The organism is Sphingosinicellaceae bacterium (assembly GCA_019285715.1).
In the GTDB taxonomy this organism is placed as follows: domain Bacteria; phylum Pseudomonadota; class Alphaproteobacteria; order Sphingomonadales; family Sphingomonadaceae; genus Glacieibacterium.
Genome location: CP079108.1, coordinates 1,132,231 through 1,153,909 on the forward strand (window position 1 = coordinate 1,132,231; position 21,679 = coordinate 1,153,909).

Annotated in this window: 14 protein-coding genes; 6 read left to right on the forward strand and 8 right to left on the reverse strand. The window is 61.7% G+C overall.

Annotation, left to right across the window (positions count from 1 at the left end; all coding sequences use genetic code 11):
* Positions 1-431 precede the first annotated feature (431 nt).
* Positions 432-2,354 (forward strand): beta-lactamase family protein, encoded by a 1,923-nt coding sequence (locus tag KX816_05365; GenBank protein ID QXQ07456.1) that lies wholly within the window; start codon positions 432-434, stop codon positions 2,352-2,354.
* A 326-nt stretch (positions 2,355-2,680) separates the two neighbouring features.
* Complete coding sequence (locus KX816_05370; protein ID QXQ07457.1) at positions 2,681-4,564, forward strand: PAS domain S-box protein; 1,884 nt, start codon at positions 2,681-2,683, stop codon at positions 4,562-4,564.
* A 493-nt stretch (positions 4,565-5,057) separates the two neighbouring features.
* On the opposite strand, the gene KX816_05375 is transcribed toward KX816_05370, so the two are convergent.
* The 5 genes from KX816_05375 to KX816_05395 form a co-directional block, all read right to left on the reverse strand.
* On the reverse strand, positions 5,058-5,480 hold the full coding sequence (locus tag KX816_05375; protein QXQ07458.1) for a c-type cytochrome: 423 nt from the start codon (positions 5,478-5,480) through the stop codon (positions 5,058-5,060).
* Between the two features lie 45 nt (positions 5,481-5,525).
* Entirely contained in the window at positions 5,526-7,256 is a 1,731-nt protein-coding gene (locus KX816_05380) for a PQQ-dependent dehydrogenase, methanol/ethanol family (GenBank protein ID QXQ07459.1), read from the reverse strand.
* A gap of 102 nt (positions 7,257-7,358) precedes the next feature.
* Positions 7,359-8,942: a long-chain-fatty-acid--CoA ligase gene (locus KX816_05385; GenBank protein ID QXQ07460.1), complete on the reverse strand. Its 1,584-nt coding sequence runs from the start codon at positions 8,940-8,942 to the stop codon at positions 7,359-7,361.
* Between the two features lie 81 nt (positions 8,943-9,023).
* Complete coding sequence (locus KX816_05390) at positions 9,024-11,528, reverse strand: TonB-dependent receptor (GenBank protein QXQ07461.1); 2,505 nt, start codon at positions 11,526-11,528, stop codon at positions 9,024-9,026.
* 102 nt (positions 11,529-11,630) lie between these two features.
* Complete coding sequence (locus KX816_05395; GenBank protein QXQ07462.1) at positions 11,631-12,461, reverse strand: alpha/beta hydrolase; 831 nt, start codon at positions 12,459-12,461, stop codon at positions 11,631-11,633.
* Positions 12,462-12,869: 408 nt separating this feature from the next.
* Here KX816_05395 and KX816_05400 point away from each other — a divergent pair, with 408 nt between their 5' ends.
* Complete coding sequence (locus tag KX816_05400; GenBank protein QXQ07463.1) at positions 12,870-13,913, forward strand: AraC family transcriptional regulator; 1,044 nt, start codon at positions 12,870-12,872, stop codon at positions 13,911-13,913.
* On the opposite strand, the gene KX816_05405 is transcribed toward KX816_05400, so the two are convergent.
* Positions 13,910-15,406: an NAD(P)/FAD-dependent oxidoreductase gene (locus KX816_05405; GenBank protein ID QXQ08413.1), complete on the reverse strand. Its 1,497-nt coding sequence runs from the start codon at positions 15,404-15,406 to the stop codon at positions 13,910-13,912. The genes KX816_05400 and KX816_05405 overlap by 4 nt on opposite strands.
* Positions 15,407-16,381: 975 nt before the next feature.
* Between KX816_05405 and KX816_05410 the strand changes: the two genes are divergently transcribed.
* Positions 16,382-17,185 carry an enoyl-CoA hydratase/isomerase family protein gene (locus tag KX816_05410; GenBank protein QXQ07464.1) on the forward strand — a complete coding sequence of 268 codons (804 nt, stop codon included), beginning with the start codon at positions 16,382-16,384 and terminating at the stop codon, positions 17,183-17,185.
* Between the two features lie 363 nt (positions 17,186-17,548).
* On the opposite strand, the gene KX816_05415 is transcribed toward KX816_05410, so the two are convergent.
* Entirely contained in the window at positions 17,549-19,231 is a 1,683-nt protein-coding gene (locus tag KX816_05415) for an aspartyl protease family protein (GenBank protein ID QXQ07465.1), read from the reverse strand.
* 297 nt (positions 19,232-19,528) lie between these two features.
* On the opposite strand from KX816_05415, the gene KX816_05420 reads away from it, so the two are divergent.
* Positions 19,529-19,750: a hypothetical protein gene (locus KX816_05420; GenBank protein ID QXQ07466.1), complete on the forward strand. Its 222-nt coding sequence runs from the start codon at positions 19,529-19,531 to the stop codon at positions 19,748-19,750.
* Positions 19,751-19,895: 145 nt separating this feature from the next.
* On the opposite strand, the gene KX816_05425 is transcribed toward KX816_05420, so the two are convergent.
* A complete protein-coding gene (locus KX816_05425; GenBank protein ID QXQ07467.1) occupies positions 19,896-20,891 on the reverse strand; it encodes an AraC family transcriptional regulator in 996 nt (331 codons plus the stop codon).
* Between KX816_05425 and KX816_05430 the strand changes: the two genes are divergently transcribed.
* Positions 20,881-21,654 carry an SDR family oxidoreductase gene (locus KX816_05430; protein ID QXQ07468.1) on the forward strand — a complete coding sequence of 258 codons (774 nt, stop codon included), beginning with the start codon at positions 20,881-20,883 and terminating at the stop codon, positions 21,652-21,654. The two genes, KX816_05425 and KX816_05430, sit on opposite strands and share 11 nt — an antisense overlap.
* Positions 21,655-21,679 lie beyond the last annotated feature (25 nt).

The window sequence follows — 21,679 nt, forward strand, 5'->3', positions numbered from 1 at the left end:
GGGCGACGATAACGGCAACCGCCGTTGCCGCCAACTGCGTCGCACCAAACTCAAGCGCACGGCAGATCCTACGATACCAATCGGGACGAGCGAATCTATCACTCAGGCCCCCGATCGCGCCGTCGCATAAACTTCACATTCCTATGGTGGCACTACACCGTAGCTTGCAGGGCAAGGGGCATCCGATAACAGCGTTTATACAAGGCGGAGTAAACAGCCCAGAAACCGCATCTGTGAAAGTTGCCCGGTTCGCGCGTTTCGAGATGAACCCAAGGCTGCTTTTTCTAACGAACAATGTGTCGACACGGAATCACGATCAGATAGGGTATCGCGCTGAAGGTCGAAGCTAGGACAGAGCATTGCGGGCAACTCTGGGTACGGTCCCACTTATCCTGTCTGGTGTGCCCGGTTTGACGCAAGCCCAAACGCCCGTGGCGGTCTCAGTCGACGCAGCCGCCGATCGTCCTGAAACCACGGTGTCGGGTTCTACGTTCATGGCGCCCGCCGGGTGGGCAATCAAAAAGGCAGCCAAGGCCGTCGATCTCACCGCACCTGAGGGTGACCTTCATATCGCCTTGGTCGATGTCGGGCAGGTTTCTGACGCCGCGACCGCGGTCGCTGGCGCGTGGGAGTTGTGGGCTCCGACGCACGCGCGACCGCCCAAGCTGATGACGGTGCGGCCCGCTCGCAACGGCTGGGACGAACGACAAGTAGTCGACTACGAGACCAGCCCGAACGAAAAACGCGTCATGCAAGCAGTCGCTTTCCGCACCGCAAAGACGTGGACGGTGATAATTCTCGATGGTTCCGAAGGTACCGCCGAGAAGCGGGGCGCGGCCGCCGGCCTGATTTTGCAAAGCCTTCGTCCCGCCGGCTATTCGCGCGAAAATTTCGCGGGTCGACCCCCTCATCCGATGGACGCGGCGCGCATCGCCGAGCTCAAGGCGTTCGTTGCGCAATCGATGCAGGAGCTCGGCGTGCCGGGTGCGGCGTTCGCGCTCACGACCCGCGCAAAGACGATCTACGCGACAGGGCTCGGAGTCCGTCAGCTCGGCAAGCCCACCCCGGTCGATGCAGACAGCGAATTTGCCATCGCCTCTAACACCAAGGGGTTGGCAACGCTGATGATCGCCAAGCTTGTCGATGAAGGCAAGTTGCGTTGGGATGAGCCGGTCACCGAAGCTTATCCAAGCTTCCGGCTCGGGAGCGCTGCGACGACGAGCAAGGTCCTTATCCGCCATCTCGTCTGTGCCTGCACGGGCCTGCCGCGCAAGGATATGCAGGTGCTGCTGAACAGCGATCCCAACGCCGCCGCCAAGGATACGTTCGCCCAGCTTGCCGCCACCGAGCCGACCAGCGGCTTTGGTGAGGTGTTCCAGTATAACAACCTCATGGCGGCGGCGGCCGGCTATATCGGCGGGCATCTCGTCCGCCCTGAAATGCAGCTTGACCAGGCCTTCTACCGATCAATCAACGAAAAAGTCTTGAAGCCACTGGGGATGACCGCCACGACCTTCGACTATCCGCGTGCGATGGCAAAGGACTGGGCCGTCCCGCACGCCGATGCCCTCAGCGGCGATCCCGAACCGATCCTCGGCGCGGGTATGAAGCTGAATTACGCCTTTTCACGCTACGCGGCCGCCGGCGGTGCATGGTCGACGGCGAATGACCTCATAAAATACGTCCGATTCGAGCTCAACGAGGGCAAGCTCGACAGCGGTGTCCAATATGTCTCGGCGAGGAACCTGCTCCAGCGCCGCGTTCCGAATGTGCCGGTCGGCGAGGATCAGACTTACGGCATGGGGCTCGAAAACGACAAGACCTGGGGCGTTACCGTCGTTCATCACGGCGGCAGCCTCGGGGGCTACAAGACCGACATCATGATGATCCCCGAAGCCGACCTCGGCGCGGTAATCCTGACGAATTCCGACAATGGCCAGATGCTGTTGCGGCCCTTCATGCGGCGGCTGCTTGAGTTGCTATATGATGGCAGGCCCGAAGCTGCCGGCGACGTTGCGGCGTCCGGCAAGCGGCTCAAGGCGGAGCTTGCCACTGAGCGCGCGCGCGTGTCGCCTATTCCCGACAAGGTGGAGGTGGCAAAACTGGCCTCGCATTATTCGAGTCCCGATCTGGGCGAACTGACTGTCACGCGCGGCGGTACAGGTGCCAGCTTTGCCTTCCGCACATTCTCGAGCCCCGTCGGCACCCGCAAGAACGACGATGGGACGACCAGCTTCGTGCTGCTCGATCCGACCTTCCTGTTTTTCCCGCTGGTGGTCGGTACGGATCAGGGAAAGCCAGCGTTAATCGTTCGCGACAGCCAACATGAGTTCAAATACGTCGCTACAAAATAAGATCACCGGGTCCTCGAGCTAAACGATGCAGAATGGCGTGATTGAAAGCGTTGTGTTCGGCTTGCGCATGCGCAAGGGAGATAGGCCAAGCGTTCGAAGGCTTGCGGCAATCTCGCGCCGTGCGTCTGCCTATCGCCTGGATCGAGACCTTCGGCCATGTCTCGGCGATCCAGACGCCCTCACGGTGACTATGGAAATGGCCGCAGCCACGACGATCGCGTTCTCGACGGACCCGCTCGCTATTTGCCGCGATCGCTGCGCCGCACATTTGCACGCGGTCTCCAAAATGCCTGTAACCGCGGGCCGATGCTGCTAGGAGCTTTCGTGTGATCGAAGCCTCACAACAGCGACAGAATGTCGAGGACGCCCGTCTCGCGGCGCTCGAGCGCTATTCGGTCCTCGACACGCCGCGAGAACGGGAACTCGATGATATTGTTGCGATCGCCGCGCAAATCTGCGGCGTGCCTACGGCTCTCATCTCGCTGATCGACGACAAGCGGCAATGGTTCAAGGCCGCACTCGGTCTCGAGCTGGCCGAGACCCCCCGTGAGATCGCGTTCTGCGCTCGCGCTATCGAAGAAGAGACCACCATGGTCATCGAGGATGCGAGCCAGGACGATCGCTTCGCCGCTAATCCGCTGGTGACGGGAGACACGCATCTGCGCTTCTATGCCGGCGCACAGCTCCGGACCCCCGACGGCATGAACCTCGGGACGCTCTGTGTTCTCGACACTGTTCCGCGGGTCCTGACCGCCGATCAGCGGGTTGCGCTGGAGGCGCTCGCTCGCCAGGTGATGACGCATTTCGAACTGCGACGCCTGCTCAAGCAGAAGCATCTCGACGAGGCGCGGCATCGCTTGGTCATCGACACGGCGCTCGACTACGCGATCATCACGACCGATCTCAAGGGCGTTATCGACAGCTGGAGCGAGGGAGCCGCGCGCATGTTCAACCGCTCCGCGCGTGAGGTTTGCGGGCAGCCAATGGCGATCCTGTTCACGCCAAACGATGTTGCGGCAGACATTCCGGTGGCGGACCTCGCGGATGCCCTTGAGCAAAGCCGTGTGTTTGATGAACGCTGGCATCCGCGTGCCGACGGCTCATTGTTCTGGGCACGCTGCGAACTCATGCCGCTGCGCAATGCCGATCAGCGCGCCCATGGCTTTCTCAAGATCATGCAGGACCGGACAATCCATCGCGCCGCCGAGAAGGACCTGCGCGAGAGCGAAACCCGCGTCCGGTTGGCGCTCGAGGCGGCCGAACTCGGCGCATGGGAGGCGCATCCGGGAACCGGCGAAGTCTTTGGTGACACGCGGACTCGCGAATTGCTGGGACACGCATCGGATGGCGTAATTCCATTCGAGACGTTTCTGGACCGGGTCCATGCAGTGGACCGAGCAGGTCTCGTGGCGTCGGTCGAAGCAAGCTTCGAATCCGGTGGCCAAGGCAAGCTCGATGCCGAATTCCGCGTTGACTTGCCGGCCGACGAGCCTGTTCGCTGGCTCCGGTCCCGGGCGCAGGTCATAAAGCGTCCAGGTGAGCGGCACCGACTTGTCGGCACCGTGCGGGATATTTCTGCTGAGAAGGCAGCTGAAGAGCACCGGCAGCTTCTGACCAACGAATTGCAACACCGAGTCAAGAACACGCTTGGTGTTGTCCAAGGCATCGTCAGTCAATCGCTACGAACTGTCGCAACGCCCGCTGAGGCGCGTGACGCTATCACCAGCCGGCTGTCGACTCTAGCACACGCGCACGACCTGTTGACGCAGACAAGCTGGACCGCAGCGCCGATCAGCGCAGTAATCGAGGGTGCGGTGCTGGCGCATTGTTCGGAGGTCGGTCGGGTCGTTATCTCCGGACCCGAGGTCAAGTTGAACGCGCGTGCGGCGTTGGCACTGTCGATGGCACTCCACGAGCTGTTCACCAACGCTGTCAAATATGGCTCGATGTCGAACGAGACTGGCATCATAAATTTGAGCTGGACGATCGTTGACGGGGAAGGCGGCGAGACATTCGAACTGCGTTGGCAGGAGCGGGGCGGTCCTTCCGTCGAGCCGCCGACGCGGGCCGGCTTCGGCACGCGTCTCACCGGCAGCAGCCTGGCCGGTGACCTCGGGGGGAAGGGCGTCGTCGAATATCACCCGGACGGCGTTCGCTGGTCTTTGTCGACAAACCTTATGGCCATCAGCGACACCGGCGCTTCTTTATAGCCGACCACGGAGCGCGGAAGCGCGGAACCTGTTGTTCGCTACTCAACCTGTCGCACACGCTCAACGTCCGTCGCGCCGGGGTGACCACGACCCTCTGCAAACTTGGCGACGTGGGTCTGGTCTCGGCGCGCCGAGACCAGATCAGTGTCCTTGACTGCGATGGGCTGGAGGCGGTGGCGGCCTAGGCTTGCGGCGTGGCCGAAACCGAGTGCTGCCGGTTGCTCGGTGCCGATTTCCGTCGTCGCGCCTACCTAAACGGCGCGAGCGCAGCGACGGACCTCAGATCTGAAGCGAGTGACGGATGAGCGCCAATCGCCCCGATGAACGAGCCGGCTGGTCTCGATCTCGCAAGTATCGATGGTCGTTATCCAGACTTCGCTATCACATTCTATGATCGGATAACCCATCATCTGCTAGACGACGGGCGACCATATAATCGCCTAAGCAGAAAATCACCATGGCACGACGGATAGACCAGTTAGCCAGCCTACACCTAGTGTTGGGCTTTGCACTGAGAAGCGGACCTCAGATAGGCAATGATATGCCAGATGTCCTCGTCTGGAATCGCACCGCCGAAAGCCACCATGCGTGTGCCTTCGACACCGTGACTGATGGTGTGGAAGATCTGCGCATCGGTCCCACCGTGGATCCAGTCGCAATCGAACAGGGACGGTGCGTCCGAGACCGCCTCGCTAGGCCCCGACGCGCTGGGATGGTGGCAGTAGGCACCACAAGTGCCTGTGAACAGGGCCTTGCCGCGCGCGATGTCCGCCGGCGATTGCACCGGGGAAACTCCCGGCGTGCTGATCCCCGCGGGCGCAGGCGCGGGGTCTGCATGGCCGGTCGTGACGGTCGCTGCGCCGAGCGCGGCTACCGTCAAGATCGCGATGCCAAGCCGACCAAAGTTATCAAGCATTGCCGAACTCATCCCGGAAAGTGCGTCATCGCGGGTACGCGGTGATCAGTTTAGGGCAAACACGAAAAGTTGCCCGCCTTCCGGCAGATTCGAGCCGGCACCGGCAAAGCCGTCGAGAGCAAAACCGCCTCCCGACGGTATTGCCACATACGGCTTGCCGTCGACTTCATAGACGATCGGCTGGCCACGACCGCCGCCGCCCATACGGAACGACCAGAGTTTCTTGCCTGTCGCCTGGTCGAAGGCGAGCGCCTGGCCTTGCTGGTTCGAGGTAAAGAGCACACCACCGGCGGTCGCGACCACGCCCGCCATCATCGGCTTGGCATCCCGGTAGCGCCATTTGATCTTGCCCGTCTTGACGTCGATCGCGCTTAACAGGCCGTAGGACTTGCCGGCATTGGCATCGGTGGTGTTGGGCATGCCGCCCATGAACGGAATGCCCTTCACGTAAACCGCGATGCCCTTCTCGAATTGCTGGCATGACTCAATCGAGGGCGCGTAAACCAGTCCGTTCGCCGGGTCATAGGCACCGGTCCAAGCGCCGTTCATGCCGCCAAGATTGGAGGGGCAAACCCGGGCTGTCGCATTGTCCTGCGGCGTTGCAGCGGGATCGACGATCGGGCGGCCCCTGCCATCGATGCCCTTTGCCCAGGTCAGTTGTTCAACGTACTGTGTGGCCCGCAGGAATTTGCCGTTGGCGCGGTCCAGCAGATAAAAATAGCCGTTTCGATTTGCCTGCGCGATCGCCTTGAGCGGCTTGCCGTTGAACACGGTGTCGATCAGGAAAATCTGGGTGTTGCCGTCATAATCCCAGACATCGTGCGGCGTGAACTGGAAGTGCCACTTCATCTTGCCGGTCTTCGGATCGAGCGCCAGCAGCGAATTCGAATATAGATTGTCGCCCGCTCGCTTGTCACCGTTCCAGTCGGGAGAAGGGTTGCCGACGGTCCAGAGCAGGGTGTCGGTTTCCGGGTCATAGGTTCCCGTGGTCCAGCTCGGCGCACCGCCCGATTTCCAGGAATCGCCTGCCCAGGTCTCGACGCCCGGCTCACCAGCGGTAGGTACGGTATTGATCCGCCAAACGCGCTTGCCGGTCTTCAGGTCATAGGCGTCGATGAAGCCGAGGGCGCCAAACTCCCCGCCGGCGACGCCTGAATAGACAAGATTGCCCACGACCAGCGGTGCCGCCGTGATGGAATATCCGTCCTTGTAATCGGCAACCACCACGTTCCACGCGACCTTGCCGGTGGTACGATCGAACGCGATCAGGTGGCCATCGAGTGTTGCCATGAAAACCAGGTCGCCGCCGATCGCAACGCCGCGGTTCCCCGGCCCACAGCATAATCTCAGGTCGCCCGGCAGCTGGACATCGTAGCGCCAGAGAATCTGGCCCGTCCTCGCGTCGAGGGCCATGAGCCGGTTGTAGGAACTGGTGATGTACATGATGCCGCCGTAGACGACTGGCGATGTTTCGAACTGCCCAAGCGTACCGGTGGGCGCCGCCCAGGCGACGTGCAGGCCCTTCACCGACGCCGGCGTCAGGCCAGACACCGGACTGTGGCGGAAGTTGCGATAATCGCCGCCATACAGCAGCCAGTTTTTCCGGTCCGCGCCCTTGGCCAGCTGCGCCGCGGTAACCGGCCCAACTGACGTGCCGACCGGCTTTGCAGCATACCACGCCGTCGGCGGTGGCGGCAGTTTGACCTCGGCATCGCCGACGCCGGCCGCCGGTGCCCCGGCCCGCGATGCCGTCGCTGAAGCTAGCCCCAGCGCCAATCCTGCGAGGACTCCAAGCACCCGCTCGTTACGATGAACCATGTTTCGCTCCCCAGCCGTCCCGCGCTTTTGTTGTTTTCGACAGTGCCGGCCACGCCGTCGTCATGACACGTCCGCGAGCATTGACAGGCGCAAGTCGCGCTTGAGAATTTTGCCGCTGGCGTTGCGTGGTAAGTTATCGAGAAAGACCACTCTTTTCGGCACCTTGAAGCTCGAAAGATGGGTGCTGCAGTGATCGAGCACTTCGCCAGTGGTGATTTGCTGACCGTCCCGAAGCACGATTATGGCCGTGACGGCCTCGATCCACTTCGGGTCGGGCAGCCCAATCACGGCAACCTCGCTGATAGCAGCGTGGCGATACAGCACTTCTTCAACCTCGCGAGAGGCGACATTCTCGCCACCAGACTTGATCATGTCCTTCTTCCGGTCGACGACGGTGATATAGCCTTCATTATCGACCGTTCCGAGGTCGCCGCTGTGGAACCACCCACCGGCAAACGCTTCGGCGGTGCGCTCGGGGTCGTTCCAATAGCCGCTGAGCAGTTGTGGCGAACGATGGACGATTTCACCGATTTCGCCCGGAGCAACGCGGTTCATGGCATCGTCGACGATCTGCGTCTCGACGTGCAGGGCCGGGCGCCCGGCCGAGCCTAGCCGCAGGGCGTGCTCCTCCGGAAACAGGATCGTCGCGACGGGGGCGATTTCGGTCTGGCCGTAGAGGTTCCACAGTCGCAGCTGCGGCAACCGTTCGCGCATCTCGCGCAGTACTTCGACGGGCATGATCGACGCCCCGTAATACCCTTTTTCAAGCGCCGAAAGATCGCATTCGGCAATCGCCGGAGCGCGCAGTAACGAGATCCACACCGTCGGCGGCGCGAAGAACGAAGTGATGCGATGACGCGACAACAAGTGCAGGACATTGTCCGCGGCAGGCGATCCAGTGATGACGTTCCGGGCGCCGACATGCAGCGCGGGCCCGATCATGCAATCGAGCTGGGCGCAGTGGAACAGCGGCATGGCATGCAAGGCAACCGTGCCGCGGGTCCACTCGCAATCAATGATGCAGGTCTGATATTCCCAGAGAACGCTGTTGTGCGACAGCATGGCCCCCTTGGGGCGTGACTCCGTGCCGCTGGTATAGACGATCTGTAGGAGGTCCTCGCCGCCGCGCGCTTCTTGAGGGAGCGGCTCGTCGCGCAACAGCGTCGTCCAGGACGGCGCCCCGGCAGACGGACCCGCAAATTCCCCATCGATGCCGAACACATGCTCGACCTGCTCGCCACGCGCGCTCAACGCAGTCGCTATCGTGTGGGCGTCGGCAAACAATATTCGCGCGCCGGAATGGTCGAGAATGTAGCGCACGTCATCGGTGTTAAGCATGAAGTTGATCGGGACAAGCACCGCATCCGCGCGAGCGATCGCAAAACGTAACGCGATAAAGGCGTGGCTGTTGCGCGCCAGAATCGCGATCCTGTCGCCCGGTGTCAGGCCGAGATGGTATAAGCCTGCTGCCAGGCGTTCGACCTCACGGTGGAATTCGGCATAGCTCCACGTCACGTCGCCGCAGATGATCGCGATGTTGTCGCCGTGGCGCTGCGCCGCGCGGAGCAGCATGGCGGAAAGCGACTGCGACCTCGCACGGGCGATAAAGGTGTCGGATCGGCTATCGCCGTGGTCGGATAACATGATCGGCTTTCAACTGGCTGTTACGCGGTGGCGAGCAGAGAAGGGGCAACGCGACACGCTGCCCCTTCTCCATAGGTGAGGCTAGTTCCAGCGCACCCTGAGCGACAACCCGTATGTTGCTGGCTGGCCAGTCGCCTGGGTGATGATGTTATTGTACGAAATGACGTTCTGGACATTGAAGGTATTGAAAACGTTCTTGCCCCAGGCCGACACGGTCAGCCGATCGCCGGGAAAGTCATAGCCAATTCTCGCGTCGACCAGTGCATACCCATCGATCCTGAAGGGAATGCGATTGAGCCAGCGGTTGACGCCATTGTCGGGAATCTGCAGTTCGCTGCCACCGATGTAGGCATCAACGTCGGTGCGATAGTTTACACCGCCACCGACGAAGAGTGCGCCGCCCGAGTGGGTCGGGATGCGGTACTCGATATCGCCGACCAACGACCACGACGGGGCAAAGGGTAGCCGATCCCCGGCAAAGTCTTTTTCCGCCCCGAAGACCGTCGTTCCCGAGTATTTGTCGACCTTGGTCTTCAAGTAGCTCGCCGATCCGGTAAACGTCAGGGCGGCCACCGGGCGCACGGTCACGTCGGCCTCGACCCCGAAGATGTGCGATTTCGGCACATTGTCGAGCCGCTGCAGCAGCCCGAAGAGGGCGGTGTTGACCGTCCCCTGGATCTGCTTGTCACGATAGTCCTGGTAGAAAATCGCGCTGCTCAACGTGATGGCATTGTCCGCCAGTCTCGTCTTGACGCCGGCCTCGTAGGAGGTGACCGACTCCTGCTTGGCCGGAAGGAACACCGATTGCGTCGAGCCGGTGATGACCGGGAATGCGCCAGCCTTGTAGCCGCGCGAGACGTTGGCGTAGAGCAGTGTAGCGGACGACGCCTTGAAGTCGATGCCGGCCCGCCATGACACATTGTCTTCCGACAGAGTATACCTAAACAGGTCGCCAGGCAGGTTCTGGGCGTTCAGGGAATAGCAGTCGCCGGAAGCAAGGGGCACCGTCTTCCCGCCGACAAGCTGGCCCAGGATCGTGAACAGCGTCGACAGGTTCTGATCCTGCGTCGTGTCGGAGTTGCACATCGTGTTCTTGTTGATCGACTTGGTGTAGCGGACGCCCGCCTTCAATGTGATCTGGTCGTTCACGTCATAATCGCCGTTGGCGAAAGCGGCGTAGGTGTTGATGCGCCCCCGGTTGTCGACCGTGGAGATATGGATAAAGTTGGTGCCGGCGTTGCTCAGCGAGTTGTCGCCATAGGTAATCAGCTGAAGCTCATCGACCTCGCTGTGGTTGTAGTTGGCGCCGAGTGTCCAACGAAAGCGCGCCCCGGACGCAGAGGCGTTGGACAGCCGCAATTCCTGGTTGAAGTCCGATATCCGGCCGTTGTCGAGCGGATTGTCGACCAGTTCATATTGCGAGCCGTCGAGGTCGAAGGACATGTTCTGCTTCAGGTGGTTGTAGGTCGTGATCGATGTCAGGGCGATCTTGTCCGTCACGTCGAGGTCGGTGCGCAGGAAGGCCTGGAACAGCTTGCGGTTGCCTCGCGGACGCGGTGAATCGCTAGGTGACTGAAACGCGTTGCCCGGCCGGCCGGTGTTCGACCAGTTTGCCGCCCGCAACTTGTGCGGGGTCAGCGGTGCGTTCAGTTCCTCGGCCGTGGGGGCCGCCGGGTTCGAGGGCAGCGAGGCGATGATCTGCAGCGCCTGCGGGTCCGATCTGTCGACTGAACCATTGAGGTTGAGTTCGAATCTGAGGTGGTCGGTCGGAGCCCAGTCGGTGATCAGCCGCCCCGCGACATAATTCTGCTCGCCGTTCTTATCGGGGCGAGTGAAATTATACTGCCAGTCGTCGCGGTGTGCCGCGTCGATGGCCAGACGGATGCCGATCGTGTCACTGATCGGGCCGCTGATGAACGCGGTGGTGTGAACCTCGTTGAAGCGGCCATAGTCGAGGTTGATCCCGGCCTGCAGCTCCTTGGTCGGCTTGTTGGCGACGAAGTTGATGGCGCCACCGGTCGAGTTCTGGCCAAACAGGGTCCCCTGCGGACCCTTCAGAACCTCGACGCGCTCGAGATCGTAGAGCGAATGTCCGGATAGCACCGGAAACGGCATCGGCGCCTGGTCGAGCGACAGGCTGACCGCGGGATAAACGCCCAAGGAGTCGGCATTGAATCCGATGCCGCGAAGGGTGAAGACTGGCGTGCCATGGGTCGACGGCGACAGCGCCAGGCTGGGGACCGCCCGGGCCAACTCGTCCAGCTGCACGATGTTGCGCTTTTGGAGCATGGACGTATCGAATGCCGCGACGCTGGAACCGACCTTGCTCAGGCTCTCGTTGCGCTTGTTGGCGGTGACGATGATCTCGCCGTCGGTGCCCGCATCGTTATCGACCGCGGCGGCGGCGGCAAAAACAGGCTGCGCGATGCCGACGGCACTCAGCGCAGTGGAGGCGGCCAGGACGGCGCGCAAGACGATTTTCATTTTCCCTCTCCCTTTAAATGTTTTTTTATTGTTTTGGACTTTGGGGGCGATCCCGGTCGGCGGCCGGTTATCGGGCGATGATGGAGACGACGCCGGTCGCAATTTGAGTGAACCCCATCCGCTGGCGGCCGCGCGATTTCGGTGCCGTTGATGTCGATGTCTGGATTGTAATGCATGCCTCTGTTCCCCCCACTCTGGCTGCGGTCAGGTTCGGATCGCGTCGCCGAACACCCGGATCGCGCGCCGCATGAAGGCATCGGCGGTGGGAAACGACGCGCGCATGGTCGCCATCCCGTGGATCAGGCCCTTCGCCTCCATGAAGTGCGTTTCAACCCCCAGCTGCGCGAGGCCGGCGGCCAGCGCCCGGCCTTGATCGCGGAGCGGGTCGAGCCCGGCGGTAATGACCAGGGTTGGTGGCGAGCTCGCCGGGAGCGGATGAAGTACGGGTGAGGCCGCCACGCCCGCGGTTTCGCTCGCGTGGGGCAGGTAGTCAGCGATGAAGCGATCCATCAGCTTGCGGTCGAGGATAAACCCCTCCGCGAAGTCCTTGTACGATCCGCTATCCGGACTCGTGCAGTCAGCCAACGGATAGATGAGCAACTGGGCCAGGATTACGCTCGGACCGATCGCGGCTGCCACATGCAACGCGAGGGTGCCGCCGGCACTGTCGCCGGCCACTGCGACGCCGGTTACGGGCGCTTCGAGTTCCGACGGGCTGCCCGCCACGAAGCGGGTCGCGGCAAGGCAGTCCTCGTGTGCAGCAGGGAAGCGATGCTCCGGCGCCAGACGATAGTCGACAGCGACCACACGCAGGCCAGTCACGGTTGCGATCAGCGTACAGAGCGGGTGGTGGGTCTCGAGATCGCCGATCACCCAGCCGCCGCCGTGCATGTAGACGATGACCGGACCCGGCTTGGCCGAGCTTGGAAAATAAGCGCGCAGCCGACAGCCGGCACCAACAAAATCGGTAAATCGTATCCCTGCTTCCGGCGGAGCGTCAAACAGCGCACCGAGCTGCGCGTAGGTGGCGCGCATGTCGGCGGCTGACATGTCAGCGAGGTGCGGGCCTCCTGCCTCGGCAAGCGCGGTAAGCACTGCGGTGGTTTCCGGGAGCACGAAAGGCTCTGGCATCACTTGCCTCCCTCTAGCTGTCGCGTGTGCTGCGCTGCCTCCGCGCATTGGTCACGCGGTTCAGCGTTGAATTGCTGCAGCACAGCAAGTGTTGGTACGCTGGACGCTGCGTGCGCGCGCGTTACGGTGGGCATCTGTGATATCAACGACTTCCCCAAGTCTTTTTTGTCCATTCTTCGAGGAAGACTGATTGCCTTTCACTCAATACGCCATGGCGCTGCCCGCCAAACTATTGACGTATATGGCCATGGCTCGTTACGGTTGACGGAATACGATATAACAAAAATAAAATACTTGGGGAGACACTGGGTCATGGACTCCAACGCACTCTACACAGCGCTACCTGATCTCAGCGCACGCATCATGCGGAATTGTTTAGTCAACGATTTCAGAATTAATTGGGACTCATTCTGTCGAGAAAGCCATATTCGTCCGGTTAATCTCGACGAACACGCATATGAGTTGTTTGCTAGAGAAGAAATATTGCTTCAGCAAGGTTTTGCCGGCTGCACGGCGAACATGCCAAATGTCTGGTTTAATGTAGGGTTGTCTTATCGTTCAATTAAATACGGCGCTCTTGGTATTGCCATGATGACCGCGCGAACGCTAGGCGACGCTCTTGAAATTGCCTGCCGCTATCAATCTTTGACCTACTCCCTGATCAACTATCGCTTTGCTTCTGCTCCAAATGGTGCGTGTGCACTTGTCGGAAGCTTTGGTGATAAGCTGCCACAACTACATGAATTCACGCAGCATCGTGACCTCGGTGCAATCCGGACGTTGGTGGCCGACTTGATGGGAGGCGAGCTTCCACTTGAGCGCGTGACGGTGGCCGCACCGCCGCCGCCAAACTGGTCCGACCTCCGCCGACATTTTCCGTGCCCGGTCGACTTCGATGCCGAGCGGACGCAATGGATGTTCCTGCCGGGATCTATCGACCTGCCGCTACCTCTTGCCGACGGCGAACTGCTGACCCTGTACAGTTCACGTTGCGATGCGGTGCTCGGGCGAGCCAATGCCGACAGCACGATCACCGGCCGGCTTGCGGCGCGGCTAAGCCAAAGCGACGGTGCATTTCTCAGCGCGGGCGAGGCGGCGCACCAGTTGGCGTTGTCCGAACGAACCCTGCACCGCCGGCTCGCTGAGGACGGTACGCGCTTCTCGACGATGGTCGATGAAGCGCGCTACGCCCGTGCCAAGGAACTGCTTTTGGATCGGAGGATGACGGTCGAACGCGTTGCCTTTGCGGTCGGCTTTGCCGAACCGTCGAGCTTTTCGCGCGCCTTCAAGCGCTGGTCAGGGATGGGTGCACTGCAGTACCGACGGCAGAGGCAGACCCGGGAAATCGAACTCTAGCGATAGACGAATTCCGGGCCGTCGAGATCGATTGCGGGAATGTCCTTCGCCTCGAGCCAATAGTCTTGGGAGTGGCGCCATTCAGGTCGGTCGCCCAAACGCTTCGGCATCTTGTCCATGCCGCGCACAAGATAGCCCGGGTTGAAGTTGTCGTCTTCGATCCACGGCATCAACGCCTCGCCCGCGAACCTTTCGGGCATGGCGATATCGACCTGTGCAACACCCTTTTCGTCCATATGACGCAGTAGGCCGCAAACGAAATCCCCGAGCAGGTCGACCCGCAGCGTCCACGCCGCGCGGAAATAGCCGAACACCCACGCAAGGTTGGGTACGCCAGGAAACATCATGCCACGGTAAGTCGGCGTCTGGGACCAGTCGACCGGAACACCATCGACCTCAAACGCGATCCCGCCCATCACCAGCAGATTGAAGCCAGTCGCTGCAACCACGACGTCGGCCTTGATTTCCTGCCCCGAGGACAGACGGATTCCATCCGGGGTGAAATGATCGATGATGTCGGTAACGGTCGAAACCTTGCCCTCACGGATGCGCGCGAACATGTCGCCATCCGGAACGAAGGCCAGACGCTGCTGCCACGGGCGATAGCTCGGGGTAAAGTGCGGCTCGAACTCGAAGTCGGGTCCGGCATATTGCCGGATCAGTTCCTTCAGTTCCTCGAACACCATCTCCGGCTCCTCGCGGGCGCGGCGATCGAGCGTCTTGAGGGTGTTCAAATAATCGAGCCGGGTGACGCGGTGCACCGTGTCCTCGTCGACGCCGATTTCCCGCAGGCGATCGGCAAGTTCGCTACGGTTGGGGTAGCAGAAGAAATAGGTCGGCGAGCGCTGCAGCATGGTGACGTGCGCGGCCTTGTCCGCCATCGCCGGGATCACGGTCGCGGCCGTGGCGCCGGATCCGATCACGACGACCTGCTTGCCGCTGTAGTCGAAGGTTTCGTCCCACTTCTGCGCATGGATGAGTAGGCCCTTGTAGTCTTCCCTGCCGGGCCAGTCGGGCAGGTACGGAGTCTCGTGGTCGTAGTAGCCCTGGCACATCCACAGGAAGTTGGCGCGGTAGGTAATGCCGGGCGTGCCGTCGCGGCCCCGCGTCTCGACCGTCCAGCGCTTGTCCGCGCTCGACCATGAGCAGCGTGTGATAACTGTGCTGAAGCGCATCGCTTCGTTGAGGCCGTTTTCAGCCACGACCTCCCGGAGGTACCTTCGGATTTCTTCGGCGACTGCGATCGGCGGACCCACCCAGGGCTTGAAACGGTAGCCGAAGGTATAGAGGTCGGAATCGGACCTGACCCCCGGGTATCGGTGGGTATGCCAAGTCCCGCCGATGTCTTCCTTCGCCTCCAGGATGGCAAAGCTCTTGCCGGCACATTGGGTCTTGAGGTGATAAGCGCTGCCGATGCCGGATATACCGGCGCCGACGATCAGCACGTCGAACTCCTCGACCTGGCTCGTGCTATCCTGTCTCGGGCGTTCCAACACTTCGGTCACTGGTGGCTCCTGTCCGATCCCTGTCCGCTGACGACGTTTGTGCAGCAGCAGAGCGTGACCGACCTTGGCGAGGCCATTGGCTCCAGGCAACGTCGCTACCTGCCAACAATCTGGCCGGTTTCGCCATTTAAGATTTCCGTACGTGCGGCGTCGTTATTCGGCGCGTCAGTTCAGCCATTTATCCGGCAATACCGTCTAGGTAGCCAATAAGAGCCGCCGCTGGCGAACACGAACTGGCCCTGGGCGATTGCCCTCGCCCCCTGGTGGACTTCATGCGTCGCGGACCATCAGACGATAGTATGTCTACCGTCGAGGACGAGGAACCGCCGTTAACATGGCGCGCGTCGTCGCTGTCGAGAAAGGCGACAGCGGGGTCGATCTACTCGGCGCTGCTGTCGCGACTTGAGGGCGCGCCGGCCAGCCATCGCTTCGCCATCCCGAGGGGCAAAGCCCTCGGTGAGCGCCGCCATCATCCGCTCTTCGGCCGGACCCGGGTTGAAGCTGTTGATCCGCACCTTGCTCGACGGCCGCTCGACCGCGGCGCTAGGCGTCAAGACGACGACCGCATTCTTGCTCGGGACATAGGATCGCCCGCGTCTGGTAACAGGTTGAGCAACCGAGCAAGGCTGTCCCCATCGCGATCGACTCCGACGGTGCCCGCGCCGCGGGCCGCAAGTAGCTAAGCTGTCGTCAGTCCGATCTCGCCGCCGGTCCCCGTGATCAGCGCGATCTTGCCATCGAGCCGATTACTATCCAGCATGACGCGTCTTTCCGGTAAGTAGCGCGGCTTCGGAAGTTGTCTTGCAATGCGAGGCAATTGCCAATGATAATCTTGCAACCGCGATATGCTGCAATACAGCATTTATCATCGAGGATCGCCGCATTAATTTCGAAGGTCTTCACGAGCGCAAGATCCTGACTTAATGCCGATTTGTCGATCAGCCGCTGCTAAGGGTGCTTTCTATGGAATTCTGGAACACGACAACGGACGAGCGCGGGATTGTCCTTGCACGTTACCGCAATCCGCCAATGAATTATTTCTGCGCGGGCGGTGCTGCAGAATTGCTGGAGCTGATCGACGGGTGGAAAAGCCCGCAGGTCCGGGCCGTCATACTGACCGGCACCGGCGACAAGTTTCTCACCCATTATTCGGTCGAGGAACTTGCCGCGCTGAGTGCCGACACCGCTGAACTGACGCGTATCGGAACAGCGTTGAGCGACGGCCACCATGACATGCTCAGGGCGATGCAATCTCTCCCCAAGCCCATCATCGCGGCAATCAGTGGCGATTGTATGGGTGGTGGCCTGGAACTGGCGCTGTGGTGTGACCTACGTGTCGCACAAGCCGGAGACTACCGGATCGGACTACCAGAGGTCCTTATGGGAATTTTGCCGGGAGGCAGCGGGACCCAGATGGTCTCGCGCATGCTTGGCGCGGCGGCGGCGATCCGCCTGGTCTTGCTGGGCGAGCTCTTCACGCCGGAACAAGCAGTCGCCGCCGGGCTCGTTCATTTCGTCGCCGACGACTGCGTTGAAAAGGCGATGGATATTGCTGAATTTCTTTGTAGCAAGAACCCTGCGGCGATCGCACAGATCAAGGACGCGATCCACATCGGTGCCCACTTGCCGTTGAAAGACGGCTTGGCTCGTGAAGCGACTGCTTTCGTTGCTGTGATGAAGTCTCCGCAGGCTTCGCAGATCATGAACACGTACCTTGCGGTAGAGTTCGATAAACGCCGCGGCTGGCTTGATGAGCAGAAATTGTGACGCAAGTCTCCCCTCGGTGCTTCACCTTTGCCTGAACTGTGATTGTAAATTGAGAGGCGTGCCGACCCTACGCAAAGCGGGATCACCACAATTGCCAACCTCTAAGCCAAGCTATGTTCGCGACAGCGATACGAAAAAATGGCAGCCCGATGCGCTTCTCGATAGTCTGAGGCAAGTGAGCGCGTAGGGAAAATGCGCACGGTTGGCACGAGGCGACCTACGCTTGAGGGCATCGGTGGGTCGAGGTTTCGAGCTAGAATTCTGCATATCGCGCAGACTCATCACGGACCAACATTGTTCAGGCACTTGAAGAACGCAAATCGCCGGCGCGACCGAATCCGACCGCGCCGCCTACGTGCCGGCTTACGGCTCAAAGCCGCATCTTTTTGCATACTCGGCAATATCCGGACGTATTGCGACCGCGGCAGCGATGTCCGCTGACCCGCCTACCATGTTCCCTGCCCGCCGCTTGGCGATACCGCGACCATAGAGCGACCAAGACAGGTTGGGACTGAGCGCGAGAGCGGCATCGTAGTCCGAGATTGCCTTGGCCAATTCACCCCGACGGAGTTGCACCGTACCCCGGCTGTCGAGATACGCGGCGGTGTGGGGCTGCAGGTGAAGTGCCGCATCGCAGTCATGCAGAGCCGCATCGAGATCCTTGCCGGAGAGTGCTCGTGCCCAGCACCGGCCGTTCAGCGCCGCCGGGCGCCTGACATCGACCGGGTGTAGTTTGATCCACGGGTCGAATGCAGCAACGGCGCGCTGAGGCTCGCCGGCTTCGACAAACAGGCCGCCGAGCGGGAGACGTTCCATAGCAGAAGCCTCGGCGGCCTGGTCGGCTGCATCGAGATCGGCAAGTGCGCCACTCCGGTCGTGATCGCGCAGCTTGAACGCCGCGCGGGCGAGCAACGCCTGTAGGTCGGTCGGCTTGAGTTCGATAACCCGATCCAGGTCGGCCCGACCGGATGCGATCTTGTTCTGCCGGAAATAAGCCTCGGAACGTTGGTCCAGGTAGTGCGGCTCGGTCGGGGCCAGGGCAATGGCCTTGCTGAAATCAGCGATCGCCGTGTCGAGGTCATTGCGGGCCATCGCCACGGCTCCCTCTCGGGCATAACTCTCGGCCGGCAGCGGTGCCGACACAACGGCGGTCCCCGGCAACGGCGTCCCGGGTGGTGGAGCAGGCCCGTCTGAATGAGCCTTGATGTTGAAGATCGGGCCGCCTTCGTAGGTCAGGAACAGGCGGTGCTCCCGGTTGTCGACATAGACGCGGTGGGCAATGAAGAAGTCAGCTCCGATCAGCATGTCGATATCCCCCTCGATCGCGCCGAAGCGGATGCGGGCATGTTCGATCTTTTCGCCGTCGCCGACGGTGAAGCTTCCGATGGGCGCGATCCAGGTACGGACTTGTTTGCGGCCAAATCCCCAAACGATGCCCCCGTCGGCAACGCCGGGATTGTCCGGCTTGATGCCAGCGCGCGCCGCAGCGGCAAGCGACAGCATCGATGTCGCAGCACCGGTATCAAAGGTTGCCCGGATAGCGGTGCCGTTGACATACACCGTACCGATGGTGTGCGGCAGTTGGGCGCTTCGCGCGCTGATCGGGATTAACGAGTAGGATCGACCGTTCGCCCAGTAGGCAAGGTTCACTTTCCCGCAGCCTGATGACTTCATGAGGCGGATCGCGCCGTGGGGCAGGTCGTACTCGACGTCGCCGATGCCGAAGACGTTTTGACCGATGACGCCGGCACCGTGGACCTCGCTCCCCCCGACGATGAACTGGACGTGCGGAATATCGACGCCGGCAAGGGTAAACGTCTTTACGACCGCGACACTGATCGATGCGGTGCCGCTGATGCTGCGCATGGAAAGGCCTTGCGGTCCAGCGCTGGTGGACAGGTGTAACGCCTGGGCGCTGCCCGGTGAAATCACGCTGAAAAAGGCACCGCTGTCGGCTATCATGCGGGCCGGCGTCCCCTCGATCTTGACGTCAACCATCGGGCCCATCTGGTCCATCGTCACCGGTAATTCGGCGATCTTGTTCACTGAGCACGCGGCCTCGGCGCGGTTCGGACTGGACATCACAACCAGCAGCGCAGTCGCACCAGCCAAGTGCCCAACCCCCATTTTCATCCCCCCAAACGTTGCTGCAATGGTAGCCACGGAGACTCGCAACGCCAAACGTTAACCATGCACGGTGCCGCCTGATTGCCGGAGCCGGGCCGCTGCACCGGGCATCCGGCTACCTATGCCGTCGACACGCCCGACCCCTGCTTCCGTAGATCGCGATCCGGCGGCGTAGCAAGGAACGGCCGTGGCGATACGGCGAAGCCGGCAGTCCGCTTGTCGGCCTCGATCCGGATCCGGCGGCGGCCTTCCGTCGAAAGCGCCGGGTATTATTCGCTCGAGCGCCGCTGCGATCTCGCGCCTGACAGTCCGCTGCAGGGCATATCCCATGAACCAGCCGACAAGCGCGCCAATCAGCAGGCCGAGCTGATCGAAGTTGCCGGCGCACCAGCCGACCAACGCCCCGCGGACGATACCCCACAAGATCATGCTACGTGACGGGCCCCGACCGGAAGCCGGTCGCGCCGAATCTAGCCGCTGCGGAGTCGCACGTGAAGCGGCGGGGAAACCGCTGCGGACTGCGCGCGAAGACTTGCGTTAGTGGCGGCGCAGCACGCCGGAGGGCGCGGCCGGTTGTGGGCTGCTATCCCCGAAGCGCGCCCGGAGTCAGGCCGTCTTCCCGGCGCATAACAGCCGTGAGGTGACTCTGGCTTGAGAAGCCACATGCAAGCGCGATCTCGGCCAGAGCCAGCGGGCCTTCGACGATCATCCCGCGGGCATGATCAAGGCGCAGGCGAGTGAAGTATTGGTGTGGGCTCGTGCCGGAACGCCGTCGGAATGATCGCATCAACTGGCTCGACGAGAGTCCGATCAAACCGGCGACGTTTTCGAGCTTCACGCCATCGGTGAGGTTCGCGATCATATAGTCTCGCACCTGCCGGAACTGCCGGTCCGAGAGGCCGCCGAGTTCCTTTTGGGGGCGCGCGACGCCGTACTGCCTGAGGAGGTGGATGCCGAGCAGGTTGAGCAGCGAGTCAAGTTCGAGGCTGGCCATAGTCGCACGGGAGCCCGTGCGAAGCTCGTCGCGGAGCATATTGCCAAGCAGCGTCACGCGGCGGTCGACGATCGGCAAGGCGTCCGCGATGACAATGGCGGCCGGCAAATCGAGATCGGACTGCGCGAGGCGGTCGAGCCAGGACTGGGAGAGCGAAAACGCTGCAACCTCCTTGGATTCATGCCAGCGCGACCAGAAGTCTGCTCCCGCCGGGATGATCTCACACGCACCGCTTGCCGCCGATGCGGTGCGGATCCGGGTTCCGCCTAGCCGTGACTCGCGGTTGCTGAACGGTTTGAACGACAGCAGCACGATATGGTGAGGGATCGTCTGACTGATCTCGTCGGCGTCACGCCGGTTCCAAGCCGCTGTGCCGAAATCGGAGATGACCTGTCGCCCCCAGTTTGGAACGGGCATGTCCGCAGTGGCGACATGCGGCGTTCCGGCCGGGCTGGGGTCTGACACGGTCGGTTCTCGATGTTGCCTGCGGATTTTCTGCCAACGATGCGCGTATCCTGAAAGCCGCGCCCACCCCCTGTCGCCTACTTCTTGGTCATCAACAAGGAGAACGGCGATGACCACCAACGACTTCAGCAAGAACCTCGACGGGAAGGTCGCCGTAGTGATGGGCGCAACACGCAACCAGGGCCGCGCCTACGCCGTCATGCTGGCGCGCAATGGCTGTCGCGGGGTGGCGGTCCATTACCATGGCGAGGGATCCCGGGGCGAGGCGGAGGAGACCGCCGCCGAGGTCGCGCATTTCGGTGCCGAGCCCTTACTGATAAGCGCGGACTTGACACAGGTCCCCGATGTCGTGGCGCTTTTTGACGCGGTGGACAGGCGGTTCGGCCGGCTCGACATCCTGATTAACACCGTCGGCAAGGTGGTGAAGAAGCCCTTCGTCGAGATCACCGAGGCCGACTTCGACCAGAGCTTCGCGATCAACGGCAAGGCGGCGTTCTTCTGCATGCAGGAGGCGGCCAAGCGGATCGAAGACAATGGTCGGATCATCAGCATCGGCACGACGCTGCAAGCGGCGACGACGGGGCTTTATTCCATCTATGCAGGGTCCAAGGCGCCACTCGAACACTTCACGCGCGCCCTGGCCAAGGAGATCGGTGACCGCGGCATTACGGTGAACACTGTCGCCCCCGGCCCGTTGAACACATCCTTTTTCTACCCGGTTGAGACGACCGAATCGAAGGCATTTCTCTCCGGCATGAGCCCACAGAACCGACTGGGCGAGATCGACGAGATCACGCCGCTGATCGAGTTCCTGGTCGGCCCGGGTGGCAGCTGGGTGACAGCGCAGACCCTCTTCATCAACGGCGGCTTCATTGCCCGCTGAGCCGTGTGTCGTTTGGCATGAGGTT

Coding starts and splice junctions, on each gene's coding strand:
- KX816_05400 (QXQ07463.1), top strand. CDS start 12,870: ATGGACTCCAACGCACTCTACACAGCGCTACCTGATCTCAGCGCACGC.
- KX816_05385 (QXQ07460.1), bottom strand. CDS start 8,942: ATGTTATCCGACCACGGCGATAGCCGATCCGACACCTTTATCGCCCGT.
- KX816_05410 (QXQ07464.1), top strand. CDS start 16,382: ATGGAATTCTGGAACACGACAACGGACGAGCGCGGGATTGTCCTTGCA.
- KX816_05375 (QXQ07458.1), bottom strand. CDS start 5,480: ATGCTTGATAACTTTGGTCGGCTTGGCATCGCGATCTTGACGGTAGCC.
- KX816_05395 (QXQ07462.1), bottom strand. CDS start 12,461: ATGCGCGCCACCTACGCGCAGCTCGGTGCGCTGTTTGACGCTCCGCCG.
- KX816_05430 (QXQ07468.1), top strand. CDS start 20,881: ATGACCACCAACGACTTCAGCAAGAACCTCGACGGGAAGGTCGCCGTA.